Consider the following 22,174-nt stretch of genomic DNA (forward strand, 5'->3'; position numbering starts at 1 on the left):
TGCAAGATTCCTGTGCTATTTATTGCTTTTTCTATCCTTAGCAGTAGTTCGGGCCCTCCTATCAGGCGTTTTGGCCGCCTTCGAAACCACTGGCGTTTTTCTGGGTTTCGCTGATTTTTTATTTCTTCTGGCTAAAACTTCTTTTTTAGTTGGCTTTTCTGCTATTCGCCATTTAAAACCAGGCAATCGTTTATCGGGTTCCTTTAACTCATGTGGCGGAATAAAATTCGCATCCGGGTTGGTTAAGAATGAAATAGTCTGCAGCTTTTTATCTTTAAACTTTAAGAGCATATCGCTGCAAATAGTTTTATTCATACCGGTCATAAGGGTATCTCCTTCCAGGGCAAAATAAATACTTTCGCCGTTCCCGTTCACATCGGCCCGCCTGATATCTCCTTTTTCAAAGAAAGCAGTTATGTTTCTGCCTTTAATTTGGTTGAGGTTACTTAGCGTGTCTTCCGAAATAATAAAAGCATTATTATACAGGAACATCCGGTCTAAAGCCTTATTTTTCATCCGCATCTCCACCCGCTCACCTACCATCTGGCTATTGGCATTCCAAAGAATAGGATCATAATTCATAAACATAACCGAATCAGTTAAGTTATAGGTTAAGGAATCGCATTTACCCTGTAAATCTGTTTTATAAATTTTTACATCATTATAAGCATACAGGAAATCTTTTTTCTTTGGATCATTGGAATCTACTGAAACCAGCGTGTCGGCTGCCACATATAAAGTATCTCCGGAAACCAGGGAACGCATGACGGGGCTTCCAAAAACTTTAGACCTGCCTAAACTTTTCCAATGATGCACTTCCTGCCCCGTAATAATTACCTTATTCTTCTGATCTTTGGAAGTCATTCGTACATTCCCAGAAGCATGTAAGTAATTTTTAATCCGATCAAAAAACACGTTATCGCCGGTAACATAATAATCAGCAGTCTCTACCTGCGAACCCCGGAATACAGACTGTTTATTGAGCGTGTTATAATATCCGCCTTTAGCGGTTAATAGGCCTTGTTCGTTTTGGATCCGGGTTGGGGCCACAAAATAAACAACTTTGGAAATGGTATTATACTGCAAGGTATCCGATTGAATATCGGCTTCAGAACCCACTAAATGTACATTTCCTTTAAACGACAACATTTTTGTACCGGCATTGTAATTTCCAAACTGGCTCGTAAGCCGATTTTCCGTTTCCAGGATAGTTCCGCCTTCTGTGTAGCGCCCGATGCGGGTATTCATGTTATAGGCCAGCGATGGTGTATTCACCGTCATTTTCTCATCCCGTAAAATTACTCCGCCTAAAAAAACCGCTTTTCTTTGTTCACCATCGTAAGTAGCCGTAGCACTGGTTATGGTTACAGACCCTTGCACTACGCGTACATTACTGAATATTTCCGCATAATTCCTGTCCCGGTATAAGTGGGCAGAGTCGCAGTAGAGTAAGGTTTCTTTTTGTTTGAGTTGTACGTTTCCGAGCAGGCGGTTATACTTAGCTCCATTTTTTTCGCCGCCTTCCAGAGAACCAGCCTGAATTAATTCTATTTTACCGGATTGCCCAAAAACTTTTAAACAGGAAAGAATTAAAATAAGAAGCGTATAGAATACTTTTGTGGGTTTCATCCAGAAATTAAATAATCGCGCAAAATTAATAAAAATAAACCTTTATATAGGTATGACAGATAAAGTTTTAGCCTTCTGTGAGCACCATCAGCTTTTTACAACCACCGATAAAATTGTGGTTGCCGTAAGCGGAGGCATTGATTCGGTAGTACTTTGCGATATGCTCAGCAAATTAAAAATGGACTTTGGTATTGCTCATTGTCATTTTGGTTTACGGGCCGAAGAAGCAGATGCCGACGAACTTTTTGTTAAGAAATTAGCTAAAAAGTACAACGTTCCCTTTTACTCCGAACACTTTAATACCAAAGAATATGCCGAACAGGAACAATTATCGATTCAAATGGCTGCCCGGTTATTGCGGTATACGTGGTTCGAAAAAATCAGGCAGCAATATGGCTACCAATACATTGCCACGGCGCACCATCAGAACGATGCGGCCGAAACGATATTGTTAAACCTGACCAAAGGCACTGGCATTGCGGGCCTGCACGGTATTCCGGCTAAGAATAACAAGATAATCCGGCCGTTACTTTGCCTGACTAAAGATGATATTTACGACTACGTAACCAGTCATCAACTTATCTGGCGCGAAGACAGTTCCAACGAAAGTACCAAGTACCAGCGCAACCTTATTAGGCAGGAGGTTATCCCGGTTTTAAAACAAATAAATCCTAACCTTGAAAATACGCTATCGCAAACGGTTGAGAAAATAAAAGGGGCCGAGGCTATTTTCCAAAAATACATTCAGGAGGTAAAAACGGCATCGGTAACCGAAAAACCAGAAGCAACTTATATAGATATTACTGCCCTAAATGGTGTAACAGCCTTACCAGTTGTGTTATTTGAGATACTTAAAGCGTATAATTATAATTACGAAGTAGTCCAGAATATAGTAGAGTCTTTTACGGCTATTTCGGGTAAAACTTTTGAATCGCCTACCCATATACTGGTAAAAGACCGGGAACAACTAGTAATTACAGGTAAAAATTTAGGGGCTTTTGGTTCCTATGAAATAGCCGAAGAAACCACCATTTTTGAGGCAGAAGAATTAATGCTGGGTTTAGCACGAAAAGAAGCTACCGGTTATAAAATACCCAGAAGCCGTAAAATAGCTGCCCTGGATGCTGAATTGCTGCAGTTTCCGCTTAAGGTACGCACCTGGAAAGAAGGTGATTGGTTTGTACCTCTGGGCATGAACGGCAAGAAGAAAATAAGCGATTTTTTAATCGATGAGAAAATTCCGGCTAACCTAAAACCTAAAATTAAAGTAATAACCTCCGATAAATCCATTGTCTGGATAATTGGGTACCGCCCGGATAACCGTTTCAAGGTAACTGACAAAACTAATACGGTTTTGGAAATAGAAATCAAAAAGTAATTCTAAAGGATTTCTCTTAATCGTTTAACTGAATTGGAGAGGCTGGAAAATAAAACATTCTTATTTCTAGCTTCGAAATCCTTTTTTTATATTTTTACACAATCTTAATTATTTAACCAACTTAAACTCAATAAACACCACATTATGAAAGTAACCGTAGTTGGAGCCGGGAACGTGGGCGCCACTTGTGCTGATGTTCTGGCTTATCGCGAAATTGCGAATGAAGTAGTTTTGGTAGATATCAAAGAAGGTTTTGCTGAAGGCAAAGCTCTTGATATCTGGCAAAAATCCCCAATTAATTTATACGATACCCGTACTGTTGGCGTAACTAATGATTACTCCCGTACGGCCAACTCCGATATTGTGGTAATTACTTCTGGTTTACCGCGTAAACCAGGCATGACGCGCGATGATTTAATTTCTACCAATGCTGGCATAGTTCAATCTGTAACCGAGAGCATTGTTAAACATTCTCCGGAAGCTATTATTATTGTGGTTTCTAATCCACTGGATGTAATGACTTATGCCGCCCATATTACATCAAAATTACCGCGCACTAAAGTAATGGGTATGGCTGGTATTTTAGATACTGCCCGCTATCGTGCTTTCCTGGCTGAAGCATTAAATGTATCGCCTAAAGACATTCAGGCTGTTTTACTAGGCGGCCACGGCGACACCATGGTACCGCTTCCGCGCTATACCACCGTTGCAGGTATACCGGTTACGGAGTTAATTGAAGAAGAAACTTTAAATGCCATTATTGAGCGCACCAAAAATGGTGGCGGTGAATTGGTTAAGTTAATGGGTACTTCTGCCTGGTATGCACCGGGTTCTGCCGCTGCCCAAATGGTAGAAGCTATTGCCCGCGATCAGAAAAGAATTTTCCCGGTTTGTGTAAAACTGGAAGGCGAATATGGCATTGAGGGAACTTACTTAGGCGTACCGGTTATTCTGGGTAAAAATGGCGTTGAAAAAATTATTGAACTTCAATTAAACGACGAAGAAATGGAATTACTACGCATTTCTGACAACCACGTAAGAGAAGTAATGGCTGTTTTGGATAACATGACTGCTAAAGTTTAATTTCCCAACACTTTATCAATAAAAGAAGAAAGCACCTACATGTAGGTGCTTTCTTCTTTTACCCTTCTAGCAATCTAAATAGGTAAAACAATCTTAAAATAAAAATGGAACAACAGAATAATCCGCTGCACGGAAAAACCCTTGAACAAATTTTAAACACCTTAGTGGACAAGTTTGGATGGCAGGAACTTGCACGGCAAATAAAGATAAATTGCTTTATCTCTAACCCTAGTATAAAATCGAGCCTAACATTTTTGCGCAAAACCCCTTGGGCAAGAAAGAAGGTGGAGGATTTATATTTATCAAGAGTAGTTAAAAACCAGTAGTATGGTATGATACAATACCAAACCTTTCCATAGTATTTGGTTACCTATCTCACTATTCACTACTTACCGAATACTTCGATCAATACTTCCTTTCCCTCTTTTATGGCAACAATATAATCCAACTTATCATTTGGGTGCTTGCGGGCATAAATGCGTTGCTTGTCAATACTGGGCGAGAGGTTCCGCTTTCGTGTGTATTCACTCCACTGCTTTATATCCGCTTCCGTTAATGTCCCCTTAGCTTGCTTATCCATCATGCTGATCATAAAGGGCTCCCTCGAATTACTTGTCCATCGGGTAGCATCCTGCCTCACTTCTATTTTATAGCGACCCTCCACCGGCCCTTGACCTTTCGGCACTAAAAACCTCCCTAATTCCCCAGTGCCAGTATTAACGATATAAACCACTACAGGAGGCGCTTCCCGGTTATCAACTGGCGTGAGAATGACCATACCTTTTCGCAAGGGAGCACCATCTAATTTTACCACACCTGCTAAAGCAACTTGTGGTTTGTCTGTAAGAAACCCGCCCACGGCCAGCCAGTTGTGTAATAAAGTTGTCCATTGGCCCAGTACCGGATCACCTAAGGCAAAGCCGGTTCCGTGTACACCGTTCTGAAAAAAATGTGCTTCAACCGGTACGCCGGCCCGATATAACCGGTTAAGCATTTCCTGCATGCCGGTATTGCTGGCCCGGTCTTCCACGGTGCCATACATAAACGTCGGCGGAAATTTAGACACAACAACGGAATCAGCGGTGGCAGGGAGACGCATAGAGCCATAGCCCAGGATCAAAAAATCAGGTTTGGAAGCGAAGCGTTCAAGCGCATCGGTAGCATTTGTTTGCGCAGCTAACGGGTTAAGCGACATATCAGCTATCAAATTGGCCCCTGCCGAAAAGCCAATAGTGCCTACACGATCCGGAGAGATGTTGTATGCTGATGCGTTTGCCCGTATATACTGCATCGCCCGTTGTCCATCCAATACCCAGTCATTGCGGGTATACAAAGGCCGCAGGCGATAGCGTAAAATAAACGCTGTAATACCCTTTTCTTTTAACCATTGCGCTACCAATACACCTTCATGGTCAACAGCTCGAGTAGTAAAACCACCGCCTGGCACTACCAATACGGCAGCTCCGTTTCTTTTTGATTCCTCTGGCACAAAAGGAATAAGCGCAGGCTTGTCTTCATCACTAGAACCGGTAGCCCCAGGTGCCCCATTCGGCCATAAAAGTATAGGATCAGCAAGCTTTTGCGCCCAGGAATCCTGTATAAACATGAGTAAGGCAAAGAGCAGGCAAAATCGTTTCATGGTTTAAAGAATTAAGTAAAATAGTCCTGGACAACTGTAATTAATATATAAAGAAGGAATAATAATGAACTTCTTTATATTCTATATTATGAATTGGAACTGAATTTAATGAATTACAGGAAAACTATAACTTAGTCTTAAAGATCTAAGCATCCAACCCAAGGCCTATTATATAAAAATCTTTAATCTTTTTGGCTAGCCCGAAACAACTTTTGCTTTTCTTCTTTAGATAAACTCTCGTAGCCCGATCTGGAAATTTTATCCAAAATCAAATCAATTTCTATCTGACTAGGTTTACCGTTTGGCATACTAAACCCGCCGGTAGCCGGATTTTTGTAACTGACCTTCATTAGCGGACGGCGGCTAAATAAACCAGAGATAATTGCCCAGAAGCCATGAATAGGCCGCCCCAAGTCATTACCCCGCTGTAGTTGCTTTATAAATATAAAGCCGATTAAAGCCCCGCCCAAGTGCGCCACATTACCACCGGCATTATCGCCCACCGCTCCGGAAATAGAAAGTAAAACCAAGAAAGCGGCAATGTATTTGATCTTTACAGGCCCGAACAAAAGCAGATTAAAAGTATAATCTGGCAGTAAGGTAGCCGCAGCCACAATTATAGCCAAGATACTGGCTGAAGCGCCAATCATTTCGGCATTGCCCCGGGCTATAAAAAAGGGCACCAAGTTGTAAAACAACAAATAAATTACACCACCTAAAAATCCTCCCAGGATATAAAGACTTACCAGCTTTTTACTGCCCAGATACTCCCTAACCAACATACCAAACCAATACAGGTTAAGCAGGTTAAAAATAATGTGAAGCCAGTCTTTATGAACAAAAAAGTACGTAAACAACGTCCAGGGACGACGTACCAAAACATTCAAATCAGACGGTAGTGCCAGAAAACTCATTATGGTCTCAAAGAGATCGGAACGCATGAGCCACAAAATGGTACGCAGCAGAATAATGGAAACAAAAACCAGTATATTAATTAAAATAAGCTGGTTTAAAGCATTATCGCGTTGCCGGAAAGCAAACCTTATATCGTTTATAATACTCATTTATTAATAAAAGTTTTCTCTATCCTTTTCCCATATTTTAATTAAAATAAAGGCAAACAACATACCGCCTAAGTGCGCATAATGCGCTACATTATCACCTGGGTTCCTTTGTATCCCGGCATAAAACTCATAGGCTCCATAAAGTAGCACAAAATATTTTGCTTTTATTGGAAAAGGGAAGAATAAAAGCATCAATTCTGTATTTGGAAATAATAATCCGAATGCCATTAATATACCAAATACGGCTCCGGAAGCACCCAGCATAGGTACATTGATTAAGGTCTGATAAATATTTTTAACAGATTGCACGCTGCCCGCAATCATGTTCGGGTCAGTCGGGTTATTATTAAACTGCTGTACCGCTTCCAGATTATAGCGTCCTTCCAGGTGTTCGTCCAGGTAATTACGGAAATTTATAGGGGAAGGCGCACTAATATATTGCTCGGTATCTAGGGTAAGCTGTCGAAATTCATAGGTACGAACGGCCGTAAACAAAATACTGGCTCCTAAGCCGGTTATTAAATAAAATAACAAAAGGCGTTGTCCTCCCCACCTGTATTCCAGCATAGGACCAAATATAAATAAACTGAACATGTTGCTGAACAAATGTCCCCAGCCTCCATGCATAAACATGTGCGTCAGGAACTGATACGGCCTGAAATAAGGTGATCTGAAATCGTAAAGGGCAAACATTTCGCCACCTCCAAAATAGGTAAAGGCTATAAAAGCTACCAGGTTAAGGACCAGAAGATTCCGGACCATTGGTGTTATATTCATCATAGAAAGCAGCAAGGTTTTAATCATAATAAGCTACTGGTCATCAAACGTTTTCGACCCAACTACCTATTATTGAACCTGAAATATTTTTAAATATATAATAGTGGCAATATTACCTATTTTACCGAATAGTACTCAAACAAAATAATCAGCTTTTTGTAAACAAGGCATCCAACTGACCCATATCCATCATTACCAGCACTTTCTGTCCGGAGGGAGTATAGTTGGGTACCTGGGTGGCAAATAATCGATCCACCAGCGCATTTATTTCCAGCTCCGTCATACGCCTTACGAGCCGGGAAGCAACACGTTTAGCCATAGCCCGGGCGATATTTTCTTTTTTATCCAACGCCAGATCAGAACGGTTATTCTGGTATTGTTCGATTAATCCTTCAAAAAGTTCTTTCTCCCGATTTGGAGGCACATCGGCAGGTATGCCATTTACCATAATAGTATTTTTACCAAAATCACTGAACACAAAACCTAAGGCTCTGAATTCTTCTTTCAGTTCTTGTACTACAATAAAATCAGTAGGCGTAAACTGAACCACTTCCGGGAAAAGTAACGTTTGGGTAGCGCCTGAGTTCCGATGTAAAGCCGCAATAAACTTCTCGTACAAAATACGCTCCTGGGCAGCTTGCTGATCTACCAGCATCATACCCGATTTTACCTGCACCAACAAATACTTCTGATGAATTTGGATGGCTTTATTGCCGGAAGACCCTAATTCTTTTTGTTCCGGCAAGTCAAGATCCTCAAAAACCAAAGGCGCATTACTTATTCTGGCAGTGTCTCTGGCAGGATTTTCTGGCCAGTTTTGAAAAATATTGGGTTTAAAAGCAGGCACTTGTTTGCGCTCTTGTGCCGGTGCCATTTCCTGATAAGTTGGAGCAGCCTTAAAAAACTCGGTATCAAAATCTGTTTTGATAGACCGGATAGGGGCAAAATTTACATCACCTTCAAAATCCAGCGACGGCGCAATATTATGCACCCCTAAAGATTGCCGAACAGCAGCCCGCACAATGGCATACACCGTTTTTTCATCCTCAAACTTTATCTCGGTTTTGGTAGGATGTACGTTTATATCAATACTGGCCGGATCTATTTCTAAAAAGAGCACATAAAACGGAAAAGTATCTTTAGGCAACAACCCTTCATAAGCGGTTACTACCGCATGATTCAGGTAAGAATTCCGGATGAAACGGTTATTTACAAAGAAGAACTGGTCGCCACGCGATTTTTTAGCGTACTCGGGTTTGCCAATGTACCCACTCACTTTTAAAGTAGGTGTATTTTCTTCGCAATTGGCTAATTGTTCTTTGTAATTGTTGCCAAACAAAGCCACTATCCGTTGGCTTAATTTGGCCGCCGGTAATTGATAGATTTCTAAATCATTATTAAAAAGAGAAAAACTAATGTGCGGGTGCGACAGCGCCATCCGCTGAAACTCATCCAGAATATGGCGCATTTCAACCGGATTAGATTTTAAAAAATTACGACGCGCCGGCACATTAAAAAACAGGTTTTTTACACAAATATTTGTACCATCGGGCATGGCCACCGGTTCCTGCGAAACAACCTCCGATCCTTCAACAACCAGTTTAGTCCCTATATCAGAGTTTTGCTTTTTCGTTTTAAGCTCCACCTGGGCCACCGCCGCAATAGAAGCCAGAGCTTCGCCCCGGAAACCCATTGTTTGAATCCGGAACAAATCTTCGGTAGACTTAATTTTGGAGGTTGCGTGCCGCTCAAAACTCATCCGGGCATCGGTCTCCGACATGCCTTTCCCATTATCAACCACCTGCACCAGCGTTTTACCAGCTTCCTTTACGATTAACTGGATTTGTGTACTCTCCGCATCAACCGCATTCTCCATTAATTCTTTTACAACCGATGCCGGTCTTTGTACTACTTCGCCTGCCGCAATCTGATTTGCCAGGTATTCCGGCAATAATTTTATTATATCCGCCATTACGTTCTCAGCAGGTTTTAGAAACTTTTAGGCCCACCATAAAGAATTTTGCATTTTTTGGGTGAGGTAAGTAAGTGCCTGAAAAAAAATTTATTATTATTATTGCAAACGATTTTAGATAGGCAAGTGTTTTGCTATAGAATACTAGTAGCAAACGAACTGCTTGATTAAGTATGATTAACATTTTAAACAGCTGCAATAAAGTTTCAGGAGAAAAAGCCATTGGGCTTCTCAAAGCAAAAAAGTTGTTTATCCATACTTCTGGCAAGTACCCATTTTAAAAAATGTAAATAGCTTACTTTAGAAAACAACCTGTTTGCCCGGCAAAATCTTTACATGCAAAATTAGATTTTATTCCGAGCTATTCAAATTACATATACCGGTTAGAAAAGATGGTGAAAGGTTTTAACATATTTTTACTTCTAGTTTTACTCACGGCTACAGGCCTGATGACCTCTACTACCTTGCCTAAACGGGTAGTGAGCAACCAGGAACAATCGTGGGTAGATAGTGTGTATAATGCCTTAACTCCCGAGCAACGCTTAGGCCAGTTATTTATGGTAGCCGCTTACTCTAACCGCGACGCCAGCCACAGCCGATACATAGAACGCTTGATTAGTCAATATAATATTGGCGGACTAATGTTTATGTATGGTGGACCTAAAAGACAGGCTATACTAACCAACCAATACCAAAGCAAAGCCACTGTTCCGCTTTTTATTGCCATGGATGCAGAATGGGGTTTAGATATGCGCCTGGATAGCAGTATGCATTTTGCGAAACAAATGACATTGGGCGCACTTGATGATCCTAAGTATGTGTACCTGATGGGAAGAGAAATTGCCCTAAAAATGAAGCGTCTGGGTGTACATATCAGCTTTTCTCCTGTTTTGGATGTAAACAGCAACCCTAATAATCCGGTTATTGGCAATCGCTCCTTCGGCGAATCAAAAGAGCATGTATCCGACTATGGTATTTCTTACATTAAAGGCTTGCAGGAAAATGGCATAATTGCCGTAGCCAAACATTTTCCGGGCCACGGTGATACCGATAAAGACTCACATAAATCATTACCAATAATCCGTAGTGATATAAAACGGTTACAGGAAGTAGACCTGTACCCCTTTAAGCAATCTTTTGATGCCGGCGTAATGGGGGTAATGGTAGCTCATTTGCACTTACCGGTTTTTGATACGGTTGCTAATAAAGCCGCTACGCTTTCCCATAATTTGGTTACTGGTTTATTAAAAGAGAAAATGCAATACCAGGGATTAGTTTTTACCGATGCCCTGAATATGCGCAGTGTAACCAAGTACTACAAGCCTGGAGAAGTAGATGCGCTCGCCTTGTCGGCTGGTAACGATGTTTTACTTTTTTCGGAAGACGTACCAACTGCTATTGCTAAAATAAAAGAAGCAGTAGCTTCCGGAAAAATCAAACAGGAAGAAATTGATTATAAGGTTCGGAAAATTCTGCACGCCAAGTATTGGGCTGGTTTAAATAAGTACAAACCGGTTGAGTTAAAAAACCTGACTACAGAAATAGATCGGCCAAGCAGCAATGTGGTACAACAGCAGCTTTATGAACATGCCGTTACTTTAGTAAAAAACAAAGGCGATTTTCTGCCGTTCCGCAATTTAGATACTCTAAATTTTGCCTCCGTTACCATAGGAGCCGGCAAGAATAATGTGTTTACCCAAACGCTGGAAAAGTATGCGCCATTTACTAAGTACACGCTGGTAAAGCAGGCCGAAGATTCAACTTATAACCGCTTATACAACAAACTACAGCAGAACAATGTGGTGGTGGTTAGCATTCACCGGTTAAATAATACACCGGCCAATAATTACGGCATTACACAAAGAACCCGGGCCTTTATCCAGCGGTTACAGGCTAATCCAAAGCAAAAAGTTGTATTAGCTGTATTAGGCAATGCCTATACCTTACAGTATTTTGAAAAGTCTGATTGGTTGTTGTGTGGTTATGAAGATACGGAAGCAGCCCAGACTGTAATACCTCAGATTTTATTTGGTGCTATTGGTGCCAACGGAAAGTTACCCGTTTCGGCCTCTCCAAATCTAACCGCTGGTTCAGGCTTGAAAACGCAACCGATCAATCGTCTGCGCTTTGCCAATCCGGAAAGTGTTGGCATGGATTCGCAAATTTTAAACCAGATTGATAATGTTGCGCGGGAAGCCATTGCCTACGGAGCAACTCCAGGCTGCCAGGTAGTAGTAGCCAAGGATGGTGCGGTAATATTTGAAAAAGCTTATGGCTATACCACCTACGATGATAAAGCCAAACTAGTAACTAATTCTTCTATTTACGACATTGCATCGGTAACAAAGGTGGCCTCTACCCTGCAGGCTATCATGTTCCTGAAAGACCAGGGCAAATTAAATTTAGATGCCAAGGCATCGGTTTACCTCCCGGAACTTCAAGGAACTAACAAACAAAATTTGATAATCCGCGACATTCTGGCCCACCAGGCCGGTTTGCAATCGGGAGTGGCTTTTTGGCAACGCAGTTTTAATGCTCCTCAGAACCGGGGGCTTTATTATGCTACTACCCAAAGCGAGAACTTCCCGAATGAAGTAGTACCGGGCATGTATACTGCTAAGAACATGGAAGACGTGATGTGGAAGTGGATTATTGAATCACCGCTTTTACCTAAACCCAAAGGAGCACCGCATTATGAATTTAAATACAGCGATTTAAGCTTCTATATATTAAGACGGGTAGCAGAAAAACTGCTAAATCAATCAATTGATGAGTTTATGGAGCACAACTTTTATGCTTCATTGGGTGCCAATTCATTACTTTATAATCCCTTAAAGCGTTTTCAGAAAGAGCAGATTGTACCTACTGAAAATGATACGCACTTCCGGAAAACCTTGGTGTGGGGCAATGTGCACGACCAGGGAGCAGCCATGATGGGAGGCGTAGCGGGCCATGCCGGTTTATTCTCAACGGCACTGGATTTAGCCAAACTGATGCAAATGAACTTACAAAACGGGGAGTACGGTGGGTTAAGATATTTTCGTGCCAATGTAGTACCTGAATTTGCTACCCGTCACAATAAAGAAACCCGCCGCGGACTGGGCTGGGATATGCCTGACCCTGCCGGGAAAGGTGCTACCTCAACCATGGCTCCGTTATCTACTTTTGGCCATACCGGCTTTACAGGCACCTGCGCTTGGGTTGATCCGGAAAACAAGCTGGTTTACATCTTTTTATCCAACCGCATTAATCCTACTGCCGAAAATAATAAGCTGGTTACTAATAGCATCCGAACCCGAATTCACGATATCATTTATAAATCTATCCAGCCTAAGTTCTATTACACCGACCGGCAGTAGCGTAAGAAGAATAAAATTTAAGGAAAGTATAAAAACTATTTCCTTACTTTGAGCTTATAAAGCTTATCAGCTTAACTAAATTTTTACCGCTGATCTTGAATTTACATGAAAATTGGCATTGTTTGTTATCCAACCTTTGGAGGAAGTGGCGTAGTAGCAACCGAATTGGGCAAGGCCCTTGCTCAAAAAGGTCATCAAATACATTTTATTACCTATAGCCAACCGGCTCGGCTCGATTTCTTTAACGAGAATCTTTTTTACCACGAGGTAATGGTACCATCTTACCCGCTGTTTCAATACGATCCGTATGAACTGGCTTTAGCCAGCAAAATGGTAGATATTGTTCAGTTTGAGAAGTTGGATGTACTACACGTGCATTATGCTATTCCGCATGCTTCGGCAGCCTTCATGGCCAAACAAATCTTAAAAACCAAAGGGATTCATATTCCGGTTATCACTACTTTACATGGTACCGATATTACCCTGGTGGGTAAAGATGCTTCTTTTGAACCGGTGGTTACCTTTAGTATTAATCAGTCGGATGGGGTGACGGCAGTTTCTGATGATCTGCGCACCGAAACCTATAACCATTTTAAAATTGAAAAAGAAATTGAAGTCATTCCAAACTTCATTAACCTGGAACGCTTTCAAAAACAACGGAAAGATCATTTCCGGACGGCCATTAGTCCTTTTGGAGAAAAACTGCTGGTACATACTTCCAACTTCCGCAGTGTAAAACGGGTTCAGGACGTAATAAAAATTTTTGTAGAAGTACGAAAACAAATACCTTCTAAATTATTGATGGTGGGTGATGGACCGGAACGGGTAAAAGCAGAGAAACTGTGCCGGAAGCTTAATGTATGCGGCGATGTACGCTTTTTAGGCAAACTGGATGCCGTAGAAGAGGTTTTATCGGTGTGTGACTTATTCCTGATGCCTTCCGAGAAAGAAAGTTTTGGACTGGCCGCGCTGGAAGCAATGGCTTGCCAGGTCCCGGTTATTTCGTCTAATGCTGGGGGCATACCCGAACTGAATATTCATGGCGTTACTGGGTTTGTAAGCAATGTGGGTGATGTGAATGATATGGTAAAAAATGCCTTGTTTGTCTTACACGATGATAACTTACCTACCTTTAAGGCAAATGCACTAGCTAGGGCTAAGGTATTTGAAATAAATAAAATTGTTCCGCTTTATGAAAACTTCTATCAGAAGATAAAAGATGAACAATTAGCAATGCTGTAGAAAGTATAGGATTTTTAAACAAATAGCATCCTGCTCCACCTCCTGGGGCAGGATTTTTTACTTTTTAGCTAAATCACTTAACATCTTGCGCTTATTTCTGAAAAATATTTTATTAAGCTTATATTAACTCCAAACAATTCTTTTAATTCAATTTAAAATTAATGAACTTTGCGCCTTGAAATTTTTTAGCGCGGAAAGCGCAATGTTCTATGAGTAAAGACAAATATTTTATCATTGATTTCGACAGTACTTTCACGCAAGTAGAAGCTTTAGATGAATTAGGTGAAATCTCATTACAAGGCGACGAAAACAAGGAGGAAATCCTGCAGGAAATAGTAAACCTGACCAATAGTGCCATGGACGGCAAAAGCTCGTTCACCGAGGGTTTATCGAAACGTCTGGCTTTACTCAAAGCAAACCGCAGGCACTTGCAACCGCTTATTGCTCAATTAGAAACCAAAGTTTCTGAATCTGTTAAGCGCAACCGGGAATTCTTTAACCAATATGCTGATAATATTTTAATTGTATCCAGTGGGTTTAAAGAGTTTATTGTACCAATTGTAACCCAATACGGTATTAAAGAAGAAAATATTTATGCCAATACTTTTGAGTACGACGAGCAGGGTAATATTGTAGGCTTCGATCCGTCTAATGTATTAAGTCTGGATAAAGGCAAAATTAAATTACTGGAAAACCTGGCTTTGCAAGGAGATGTGTATGTATTAGGTGATGGTTATACCGACTACGAAATTAAAGAAGCCGGCTTAGCCAATAAATTTTACGCCTTTACTGAAAACATTGCCCGTGAAGCGGTAGTTGCTAAAGCTGAACATATCGCTCCCAGCTTAGATGAGTTTCTGTACCAGAACAAATTACCGATGGCTATTTCTTATCCAAAGAATCGTATTAGTGTTCTGTTATTAGAGAATATTCACCCAAAAGCGGTAGAGCTATTTAAGAAAGAGGGCTACCAGGTAGAAACCGCTATTGGTGCCATGGAAGAGGATGAGCTTTGTGAGCGAATTAAAAACGTTTCTATATTAGGCATACGTTCTAAAACACAGGTAACCAAAAAGGTTTTAGCCAATGCTAATAAATTAATGAGTGTTGGTGCTTTCTGTATTGGCACCAATCAGATTGATTTAACAGAATGTTTAAGATTAGGTATTCCGGCATTTAACGCACCTTATAGCAACACCCGCAGCGTGGTAGAACTGGCTATTGGCCAAATCATTATGCTGGCCCGTAACATTTTCCCTAAAAGTGAAAAAATGCATAAAGGCATTTGGGATAAATCAGCGGCTGGTAGTTTTGAGGTTCGCGGCAAAAAATTAGGTATTGTAGGATACGGCAACATTGGTTCCCAGCTTTCTGTACTGGCCGAAGCGATGGGTATGGAAGTTTACTATTACGATGTAGTAGAAAAACTACAGTTGGGTAATGCCAAGAAATGCAGTTCTCTGAAAGAGTTACTGGGCCTGGCTGATTTTGTAACCCTGCACGTAGATGGCCGGGCCAGCAACAAAAACTTTTTTGGTGCGGCTGAGTTTGAAGCCATGAAAGAAGGCGTAATATTCCTGAACCTGAGCCGTGGCCATATTGTAGATATTCCGGTTTTAGTTCAGCATATTAAATCAGGCAAGATCAAAGGAGCAGCAATTGATGTATTCCCGTACGAGCCCGTAAATAATGCCGAAGAATTTGTAAATGATTTACGTGGGTTACCTAACGTTATTTTAACGCCTCATATTGGAGGTAGTACGGCAGAGGCGCAAGAGAACATTGCTAACTTTGTTCCGAACCGGATTATGGAGTACATTAACTCTGGTAATACTTACCAGAGCGTAAACTTCCCTAACATACAGTTACCGGCTCTTACCAATGCGCATCGCCTGATCCATATTCACGAGAATGTACCGGGTGTACTGGCAAATATTAACAATGTTTTAGCTAAAAACCACGTAAATATTCTGGGTCAGTATTTAAAAACTAATGAACACGTAGGGTATGTAATCACAGACATTGATAAAGCATACGACAAAGAATTAGTTAATGATCTGAGAAGTATTGCCAACACCATTAAGTTTAGAATACTTTATTAATAAGTAATTATTATGTACGAAGTGCTAAGTCCTATATTAAACCCTTAATATGGACTTAGCACTTTTAATTTTTATACCTACCTTTTCCCAATCATGAACAATAAGATATATTTCACCCCGGGACCTTCTGAATTGTACCCTACGGTGCCTCAGCACATGCAAAGTGCAATGGCCAATAAAATTGGAAGTATCTCACACCGCAGCCAGCAGTTTAAAGATATTTATGCTCACACCGAAAAAGAGCTGCGCCAGTTGCTGCAATTACCCGATAATTTCGAAATATTATTTTTATCCTCGGCCAACGAAATTTGGGAACGGGCTATTCAGAACACAGTAGAATCTGAAAGTTTTCACCTGGTTAACGGTTCTTTCTCCAAACGTTTCTATGAAATATCGCTGGAGCTAGGTAGGAAAGCCACCAAGTATGAGGCCCCTTTCGGCGAAGGTTTTCCTATTGATCAGATTGAAGTTCCGGCAACCGCAGAATTGGTAGCGGTAGTACAAAATGAAACCAGTTCCGGTGCTGCTACGCCGGTTGAGGCTATTAATCAGCTGCGGTCAAAAATTAATCCGGAAGCTTTATTATTTGTAGATGCAGTTTCGTCTATGCCGCACCCGGCTTTTGATTATAGCCAGATAGATTCTGTATATTTTTCGGTACAGAAGTGCTTTGGTTTACCCGCAGGTTTAGGTGTTTGGGTTTTAAATGACCGTTGCATTGCTAAAGCCGAAGCGTTAAAAGCTAAAGGTTTATCTATTGGTTCATTTCATAGCATTCCTTCTTTATTAAGCAAAGCCAAAGGCTATCAGAACCCTGAAACACCAAATGTGCTTAATATTTACTTATTAGGTCAGGTGGCAGAAGAAATGAACAAGAAAGGCATTGAGGTGATCCGGCAGGAAACGGAAACCAAAGCTAAACTGGTTTATGAGTATGCCGCCAACAGCCAGACATTTGACATTGCCGTTAAGGAACCGGCACATCGCTCCGCTACTACTATTATCCTTAACACAAAAGTGTCTTCTGCCGAGGTTATTAAAAAACTGGCGCCTTTTGATATGGTAGTGGGCAGTGGTTACGGCAGTTACAAAGATGCTCAAATAAGAATTGCCAATTTCCCGGCCCATTCGGTAAGCCAAATGCAGGCTTTGGTTTATAAACTACAAGAGCTATTTGGATAATATTATTTTTCCTTACTAAAACAAAAGGGCCTTTCAAATATGGAAAGGCTCTTTTGTTGAATAAGTAGTGTAAGTGTAATAATAGTACTATAGAAATTCGTCATCCTGAGCCTGGCGAAGGATCTAATTCTTACCGCCACTTCGATATAATTTAGATTCCTCGGCAAGCTCGGAATGACCTAAAATGTAATAAGTAAAACTGGTATTCTTTAGGTTAAACCTACCCCTATTTTAATAAATACTTAGTTTGATTAAAATTGTAGTTTAAGCCTAAAACTAAACGTCCGGCACTGGATGGGTGATTGGTTGCAGCTTCATACACGGGTAATTGGGCAGCTAAATTAAGGGAGATGTTTTTATAGAATATATCTACTCCTGGTCCTAGCAAAGCATTCTTCATTTGATGTTCGCCGGTTAATTCTCCGTTCAACATTTCCCCTTTAGTGTTCTCATAAAAGAACTGAGCTGATGGCACGATCAACCAGTTGGGGTTGGGGTTAAAGCGGTAAAATAAATTTACAAATTGCGCTGTACTATTGGCAATACCTTCCTGGTAGTAATTTTGCCCGTTCAGTTTATAACTGGCATTAATACTCAGACCTATTTTTCGATAGCCAATAATATAATTGATGTAGGTAAAATAATCTACCGCACCGGTTCCGGGCTGTAAAAGCAACGGATACCGTACACCTTCTGCATCTTTTTTATAATAATGTCCGGTTGGCAGTTTTACCCCACCACCCGCAATTAATCGTTGTTGAGCACCAGCTACTTCTATTTTGCGCAACAAATGGTAACCAGCAAATAAATTAATATCCCCTATACCCGTCAGGGAGGTTGTGCTGCCATCGGTGCGGCTGGTATTCATGGTATAGGGCACATAAGCATTTAGTTCAAGGCGTTTATGAATAAAATATTTGCCCCGTACTTCAATAACCCGATAGGCTTCATAATCCTGTGCATTATTGCCGTGATCGTGCGCTCCTGTACCCGGTGCATGCGTATGGCTATGGCCATTTTCTCCCTGCGCGCCCGGATACAAGACATTCACGCCGTGTGGGAAAAACTGTTTTTTTTGTCCTAAATGGGAATAGCCGTTAAAAATCCGGTATCGGTGCATTATGCCGATGGTGCTTTGATTATCGTAAGGCGTAATGCCCATAAAGCAACCACAAATATCACAGGCTTGGCTTGTTTCTGTTATTAGGCATAAAACACCTAATATTACTAATTTACTGATGTTGAGAAAATTTCGCATTGGTTAAAAATTCCTGATCGGTAAGGGTTTGTAAAAAAGCTATAATATCAGATTGTTCTTCAGGGGTTAAAGCAATTCCTGGAGAGGCATTGGTTTGGAGTAAGGGATCCAGCGTAGCAGATGTTTTTACGCCATTAACATAATGGTTTAATACCTGCTTCAGGTTTTGAAAGCGTCCATCATGCATATAAGGACTGGTAACAGCCACATTACGCAAACTAGGCACTTTAAATTTACCGGCATCCGCAGCATTATTAGTAATTAAAAACCGGCCTTCGTCCTTTCTGAAATCAGTGTCTAAACCGTTGTTGCGGTAACTAAAATCTGTAAATAAGTCAGTGGCGTGGCACGAACCACATTTGTTCTTAAATACTTGTAATCCGTTCAATTCGGCAGTAGTTAAACTCCCGCCTCCATTCTGTACATATTTATCGTACCTGGAGTTAGCCGAAACCAATAAGCCCATGAATTGGGATAGCGCCCGAAATAGTTGCTGGCTATTTATACTATCTCCTCCAAACACCGCCCGAAACTGTTTTGGATATCGCTTATGATTATTTAATTTTTTAATAATAGTCGTAAGTTTAGCATCCATTTCAACCGGATTGGTAATTGGTACCAGCGGCACCATTTCCAGGTGGTTCACTCCCCCATCCCAAAAAAACTCCGGTTGCCAGGCTAAATTGGCTAATGCGGGTGAGTTGCGGGTTCCTAATTTGTCTTCAATGCCATGGCTAACTTTGTGCCCTAAATCTGCAAAACCAGAAAACTGCTTATGGCAACCTTCACAGGAAATAGAATTGTCGCGAGAGAGAATTGGATCATAAAACAAGGCGCGACCCAATTCAAAGCCTGCTTTGGTAACCGGATTATTTTTAAAAACAGGTTTTGGCGGTGGAAAATTAGCCGGCACCTCCAAGGTGTAATCCAAGGAAGGTGCTTCTGGTTCAGTACCACAAGCCCATACTAGCCAAAGCAATGCCCACATTGCCAGTAGCCTTTTAACTAAGTGCCACATACTTTAGTATTCCGTTTAATAATGGATATGATCCACTTTAAACATGGCGGTGTAGTTATCGGCAATGGTTACTGCCTTAGGTCCACCCATTGCCGTATTCAGTTCGCTAAACTTTATGTTAGTAGGTCCCTGGAACATTTCCAGTAAATCAACTTTCAGGTGGACATCGGGCGTTTTAGACGTTTTAATAGTTATTTTCTCACCATGTAGGGTTGGGCTTACAGTGCGGATGGTATTGTTAGGTTTCTTAAAGCCCCCAATATGGAAAACCAAATTCCCGTTGGTAGTAGATTGCGGAGAAGTTCCTTCCATTTTCAGAAAAATATAACCGGTATTCCAGGACCAAAACATTTCGTTTGCCGGATCTAATGCCCCGGTTTGGGCACCACTCGTATTACGGGCACTATCTACCCCTATGGTAAAAGTTATTTTATTATACTCCCCAGTGGGGATATTAGGAATTGTTATGTGGCGGGAAACAGCTTGGCTATGATCAACCAAGTAATAGCTTTCCGGTTGCTTAAATTCCTGGCCGTTGGTTTTGGTCAGAATAAGATTGCTGATGTAATATCTAAAGGTAGTCACCTGAAAAGCATCCTGGTTCGCGTTCCGGTAGGTTGGACCTTGACGGGTCTCTCCCACCAAAACCAAGGGCTCATTACCAACTACGTTTTCAAATTCCAGGCTCAACGACCCAGTTCCGGTAGGTTCTTCCGGATCTTTTTTACAACTGGTAAATGAAATAGATATAAATAAAGATACAAGATAAAAGTATTGCGTAAATTTCATAAGATTAAACTGCTAAATAATAATTAGATGCTGGTATAAACCTGTAGTAGTCAGCCACTGAAAGAAAAATCATTGCTGGCGCTGGATAGCCGAAACCAAGCTTGAATCTTCCATAAAATGCTTTGCTGTTCTAGTCCAAAACAGGAACAGACAGCATGATTTGAATGAGGTGATTCGGAATCGAAAAACCCATTTTAAATAAACCAGAAATTACAAGTTAACAGTTTAACCGGGGCGGTTGGAAAATAGCGGCAAAAGCCGAAAATTGGTAAGTGTTGGAGTAGACTTGAATATTTTTCCTTTTCTCCTTAGCTACTGCAAAATCTAAAATAGCTGCTGGCGACCAAAGCCATACTAATTCAAATTTCTCTTTACTATTGGTAGGGAAAGATTGTTTTTCTGCTTCGTCGGTTTTCTTTAGTTGCTTAACTAAGTAGCACTTTCCGTGACATTTTAAAACCGGGGCATCTTTATTCTCGCAAAGCGTGGCGGCTATATAAGCTTTATCTAGTTGGTAATTAATAACCACCAATGCCTTTCCAAATGATTGGATCAGGATTAAGGTTACCAAAAATAGAACAAAACTTTGCTTCACCGAATTAGAATAATGTCGCAAAAATACACGGCACTTCCGGAAAAGCAAAGTTAAAATTTAAAATACCTGATTGATTTCCTTTTTCAGGAAGCTAATGGCCTGACTGGTGGGTTCTGTATCAGTAGTAATTACAGTTTCTAATATACGACGGGCCAGTTCTGGTCCTTTTGCTTCGGCGGGTAATTCCTGGTAAATGCGATTCACTAAGGTTACCATATCTTCTTTGGCCCGCTTTACCATTTGCCAACCCTGATCGCTCATATACATTTGCTGCGAAAGATTATGGGTATATTCATTCCGGATCTCTGATAACAAAACCCGTTGGTACTCGGCAGCCGTTTGGCCGCCACTGCTCACCCGTACAAGTAAATTACTCGGCGAAATACGCTCCAGAAAAAGGCAGATACGTTCGTATGCCTGCAGCCTGATTGGCAATACTATTTCGGTGTTTTTAATGCGTATTTCTAATAACCGCTTCTGGTATTCTTTCTTGAGGAATGAATTGATAACTGAATACATACCAAATAAGACTAAGGCAGCAGGCAGCAAAATTTTTAAAAGGTCGTATATGTAATTAACCATGGTTCTTTAGATTAGTTTGTCTGTACAAATATCAAAATTTAGGGTGAATCTTTTCTAAAACCGACCTGTTATACTTGTATAAAAAATGGCTTAAACTTTATTCTGATTTATTAGTTACATTTGAGCCAATAAAATATCCCAGATCATGGAAACAGCAACGATTCAAAAAATTTCTCCTATTAGCCTGACGCCCCGGGCTATTGAAGAAGTGAAAATAATAATGAAGGATAAGAACGTGCCTGATGAATACGGGTTACGTGTGGGTGTTCAGGGGGGCGGTTGCTCCGGCATGTCTTACCTGCTCGGCTTCGATAAAAAGAAAGACAGTGACGAAGTCTTTGAAATGGAGGGCGTAAAACTTATCATGGATAAAAAGCACGGCATGTACGTGATGGGCATGGAAGTTGATTTTCAGGATGGTTTAAATGCCAGGGGCTTTATCTTTAACAACCCCCAAGCTAAAAGCACCTGCGGTTGCGGCACCTCTTTCTCTTCCTAAGTTCTA

Annotated in this window: 18 protein-coding genes; 8 read left to right on the plus strand and 10 right to left on the minus strand. The window is 41.0% G+C overall.

What is annotated here, in order from left to right; translation table 11 throughout:
- Positions 1 to 15: 15 nt before the first annotated feature.
- Complete coding sequence (locus ADHAQ_RS0110310; protein ID WP_026462864.1) at positions 16 to 1,629, minus strand: OstA-like protein; 1,614 nt, start codon at positions 1,627 to 1,629, stop codon at positions 16 to 18.
- A 52-nt stretch (positions 1,630 to 1,681) separates the two neighbouring features.
- On the opposite strand from ADHAQ_RS0110310, the gene tilS reads away from it, so the two are divergent.
- The 3 genes from tilS (at position 1,682) to ADHAQ_RS0110325 (ending at position 4,416) form a co-directional block, all read left to right on the plus strand.
- Complete coding sequence (gene tilS, locus ADHAQ_RS0110315) at positions 1,682 to 3,007, plus strand: tRNA lysidine(34) synthetase TilS (RefSeq protein ID WP_026462865.1); 1,326 nt, start codon at positions 1,682 to 1,684, stop codon at positions 3,005 to 3,007.
- A 144-nt stretch (positions 3,008 to 3,151) separates the two neighbouring features.
- Positions 3,152 to 4,090: a malate dehydrogenase gene (gene mdh / locus ADHAQ_RS0110320; RefSeq protein ID WP_026462866.1), complete on the plus strand. Its 939-nt coding sequence runs from the start codon at positions 3,152 to 3,154 to the stop codon at positions 4,088 to 4,090.
- A 104-nt stretch (positions 4,091 to 4,194) separates the two neighbouring features.
- Positions 4,195 to 4,416 carry a VF530 family protein gene (locus ADHAQ_RS0110325; RefSeq protein WP_026462867.1) on the plus strand — a complete coding sequence of 74 codons (222 nt, stop codon included), beginning with the start codon at positions 4,195 to 4,197 and terminating at the stop codon, positions 4,414 to 4,416.
- A gap of 59 nt (positions 4,417 to 4,475) precedes the next feature.
- On the opposite strand, the gene ADHAQ_RS0110330 is transcribed toward ADHAQ_RS0110325, so the two are convergent.
- From ADHAQ_RS0110330 to mutL, 4 genes are all read right to left on the minus strand, one after another.
- Positions 4,476 to 5,729, minus strand: coding sequence for an alpha/beta hydrolase (locus ADHAQ_RS0110330; protein WP_084523808.1), 1,254 nt, complete (start codon positions 5,727 to 5,729; stop codon positions 4,476 to 4,478).
- A 182-nt stretch (positions 5,730 to 5,911) separates the two neighbouring features.
- Positions 5,912 to 6,793, minus strand: coding sequence for a rhomboid family protein (locus ADHAQ_RS0110335; protein ID WP_026462869.1), 882 nt, complete (start codon positions 6,791 to 6,793; stop codon positions 5,912 to 5,914).
- Between the two features lie 3 nt (positions 6,794 to 6,796).
- Positions 6,797 to 7,573 (minus strand): rhomboid family intramembrane serine protease, encoded by a 777-nt coding sequence (locus ADHAQ_RS0110340; protein WP_026462870.1) that lies wholly within the window; start codon positions 7,571 to 7,573, stop codon positions 6,797 to 6,799.
- A gap of 145 nt (positions 7,574 to 7,718) precedes the next feature.
- Positions 7,719 to 9,542, minus strand: a complete 1,824-nt coding sequence (gene mutL / locus ADHAQ_RS0110345) for a DNA mismatch repair endonuclease MutL (RefSeq protein ID WP_026462871.1) — start codon at positions 9,540 to 9,542, stop codon at positions 7,719 to 7,721.
- A gap of 449 nt (positions 9,543 to 9,991) precedes the next feature.
- Between mutL and ADHAQ_RS0110355 the strand changes: the two genes are divergently transcribed.
- The 4 genes from ADHAQ_RS0110355 (at position 9,992) to ADHAQ_RS0110370 (ending at position 17,427) form a co-directional block, all read left to right on the plus strand.
- Positions 9,992 to 12,901: a serine hydrolase domain-containing protein gene (locus ADHAQ_RS0110355; RefSeq protein WP_245590595.1), complete on the plus strand. Its 2,910-nt coding sequence runs from the start codon at positions 9,992 to 9,994 to the stop codon at positions 12,899 to 12,901.
- A 105-nt stretch (positions 12,902 to 13,006) separates the two neighbouring features.
- Positions 13,007 to 14,143 carry an N-acetyl-alpha-D-glucosaminyl L-malate synthase BshA gene (gene bshA / locus ADHAQ_RS0110360; RefSeq protein WP_026462874.1) on the plus strand — a complete coding sequence of 379 codons (1,137 nt, stop codon included), beginning with the start codon at positions 13,007 to 13,009 and terminating at the stop codon, positions 14,141 to 14,143.
- A 209-nt stretch (positions 14,144 to 14,352) separates the two neighbouring features.
- Positions 14,353 to 16,245: a phosphoglycerate dehydrogenase gene (serA, locus tag ADHAQ_RS0110365; RefSeq protein WP_026462875.1), complete on the plus strand. Its 1,893-nt coding sequence runs from the start codon at positions 14,353 to 14,355 to the stop codon at positions 16,243 to 16,245.
- 93 nt (positions 16,246 to 16,338) lie between these two features.
- Positions 16,339 to 17,427 carry an aminotransferase class V-fold PLP-dependent enzyme gene (locus ADHAQ_RS0110370; RefSeq protein ID WP_026462876.1) on the plus strand — a complete coding sequence of 363 codons (1,089 nt, stop codon included), beginning with the start codon at positions 16,339 to 16,341 and terminating at the stop codon, positions 17,425 to 17,427.
- A 226-nt stretch (positions 17,428 to 17,653) separates the two neighbouring features.
- Here ADHAQ_RS0110370 and ADHAQ_RS0110375 read toward each other — a convergent pair whose 3' ends face one another.
- The 5 genes from ADHAQ_RS0110375 to ADHAQ_RS0110395 form a co-directional block, all read right to left on the minus strand.
- Positions 17,654 to 18,685 carry a hypothetical protein gene (locus ADHAQ_RS0110375; protein WP_034256732.1) on the minus strand — a complete coding sequence of 344 codons (1,032 nt, stop codon included), beginning with the start codon at positions 18,683 to 18,685 and terminating at the stop codon, positions 17,654 to 17,656.
- Positions 18,660 to 19,703 (minus strand): cytochrome-c peroxidase, encoded by a 1,044-nt coding sequence (locus ADHAQ_RS25235; RefSeq protein ID WP_051359839.1) that lies wholly within the window; start codon positions 19,701 to 19,703, stop codon positions 18,660 to 18,662. Before ADHAQ_RS25235 ends, ADHAQ_RS0110375 begins: the two co-directional genes overlap by 26 nt.
- Before the next feature lie 15 nt (positions 19,704 to 19,718).
- Positions 19,719 to 20,492 carry an MbnP family protein gene (locus ADHAQ_RS0110385; protein ID WP_026462878.1) on the minus strand — a complete coding sequence of 258 codons (774 nt, stop codon included), beginning with the start codon at positions 20,490 to 20,492 and terminating at the stop codon, positions 19,719 to 19,721.
- Positions 20,493 to 20,709: 217 nt separating this feature from the next.
- Entirely contained in the window at positions 20,710 to 21,087 is a 378-nt protein-coding gene (locus tag ADHAQ_RS25240; protein ID WP_169727993.1) for a hypothetical protein, read from the minus strand.
- 57 nt (positions 21,088 to 21,144) lie between these two features.
- A complete protein-coding gene (locus tag ADHAQ_RS0110395; protein WP_026462879.1) occupies positions 21,145 to 21,669 on the minus strand; it encodes a DUF7935 family protein in 525 nt (174 codons plus the stop codon).
- Between the two features lie 145 nt (positions 21,670 to 21,814).
- On the opposite strand from ADHAQ_RS0110395, the gene ADHAQ_RS0110400 reads away from it, so the two are divergent.
- On the plus strand, positions 21,815 to 22,168 hold the full coding sequence (locus ADHAQ_RS0110400) for a HesB/IscA family protein (RefSeq protein WP_026462880.1): 354 nt from the start codon (positions 21,815 to 21,817) through the stop codon (positions 22,166 to 22,168).
- Positions 22,169 to 22,174 lie beyond the last annotated feature (6 nt).

The sequence above is a fragment of the Adhaeribacter aquaticus DSM 16391 genome (assembly GCF_000473365.1).
In the GTDB taxonomy this organism is placed as follows: Bacteria; Bacteroidota; Bacteroidia; order Cytophagales; family Hymenobacteraceae; genus Adhaeribacter; species Adhaeribacter aquaticus.

Coding starts and splice junctions, on each gene's coding strand:
- ADHAQ_RS0110310 (WP_026462864.1), bottom strand. CDS start 1,629: ATGAAACCCACAAAAGTATTCTATACGCTTCTTATTTTAATTCTTTCC.
- tilS (WP_026462865.1), top strand. CDS start 1,682: ATGACAGATAAAGTTTTAGCCTTCTGTGAGCACCATCAGCTTTTTACA.
- mdh (WP_026462866.1), top strand. CDS start 3,152: ATGAAAGTAACCGTAGTTGGAGCCGGGAACGTGGGCGCCACTTGTGCT.
- ADHAQ_RS0110325 (WP_026462867.1), top strand. CDS start 4,195: ATGGAACAACAGAATAATCCGCTGCACGGAAAAACCCTTGAACAAATT.
- ADHAQ_RS0110330 (WP_084523808.1), bottom strand. CDS start 5,729: ATGAAACGATTTTGCCTGCTCTTTGCCTTACTCATGTTTATACAGGAT.
- ADHAQ_RS0110335 (WP_026462869.1), bottom strand. CDS start 6,793: ATGAGTATTATAAACGATATAAGGTTTGCTTTCCGGCAACGCGATAAT.
- ADHAQ_RS0110340 (WP_026462870.1), bottom strand. CDS start 7,573: ATGATGAATATAACACCAATGGTCCGGAATCTTCTGGTCCTTAACCTG.
- mutL (WP_026462871.1), bottom strand. CDS start 9,542: ATGGCGGATATAATAAAATTATTGCCGGAATACCTGGCAAATCAGATT.
- ADHAQ_RS0110355 (WP_245590595.1), top strand. CDS start 9,992: ATGACCTCTACTACCTTGCCTAAACGGGTAGTGAGCAACCAGGAACAA.
- bshA (WP_026462874.1), top strand. CDS start 13,007: ATGAAAATTGGCATTGTTTGTTATCCAACCTTTGGAGGAAGTGGCGTA.
- serA (WP_026462875.1), top strand. CDS start 14,353: ATGAGTAAAGACAAATATTTTATCATTGATTTCGACAGTACTTTCACG.
- ADHAQ_RS0110370 (WP_026462876.1), top strand. CDS start 16,339: ATGAACAATAAGATATATTTCACCCCGGGACCTTCTGAATTGTACCCT.
- ADHAQ_RS0110375 (WP_034256732.1), bottom strand. CDS start 18,685: ATGCGAAATTTTCTCAACATCAGTAAATTAGTAATATTAGGTGTTTTA.
- ADHAQ_RS25235 (WP_051359839.1), bottom strand. CDS start 19,703: ATGTGGCACTTAGTTAAAAGGCTACTGGCAATGTGGGCATTGCTTTGG.
- ADHAQ_RS0110385 (WP_026462878.1), bottom strand. CDS start 20,492: ATGAAATTTACGCAATACTTTTATCTTGTATCTTTATTTATATCTATT.
- ADHAQ_RS0110395 (WP_026462879.1), bottom strand. CDS start 21,669: ATGGTTAATTACATATACGACCTTTTAAAAATTTTGCTGCCTGCTGCC.
- ADHAQ_RS0110400 (WP_026462880.1), top strand. CDS start 21,815: ATGGAAACAGCAACGATTCAAAAAATTTCTCCTATTAGCCTGACGCCC.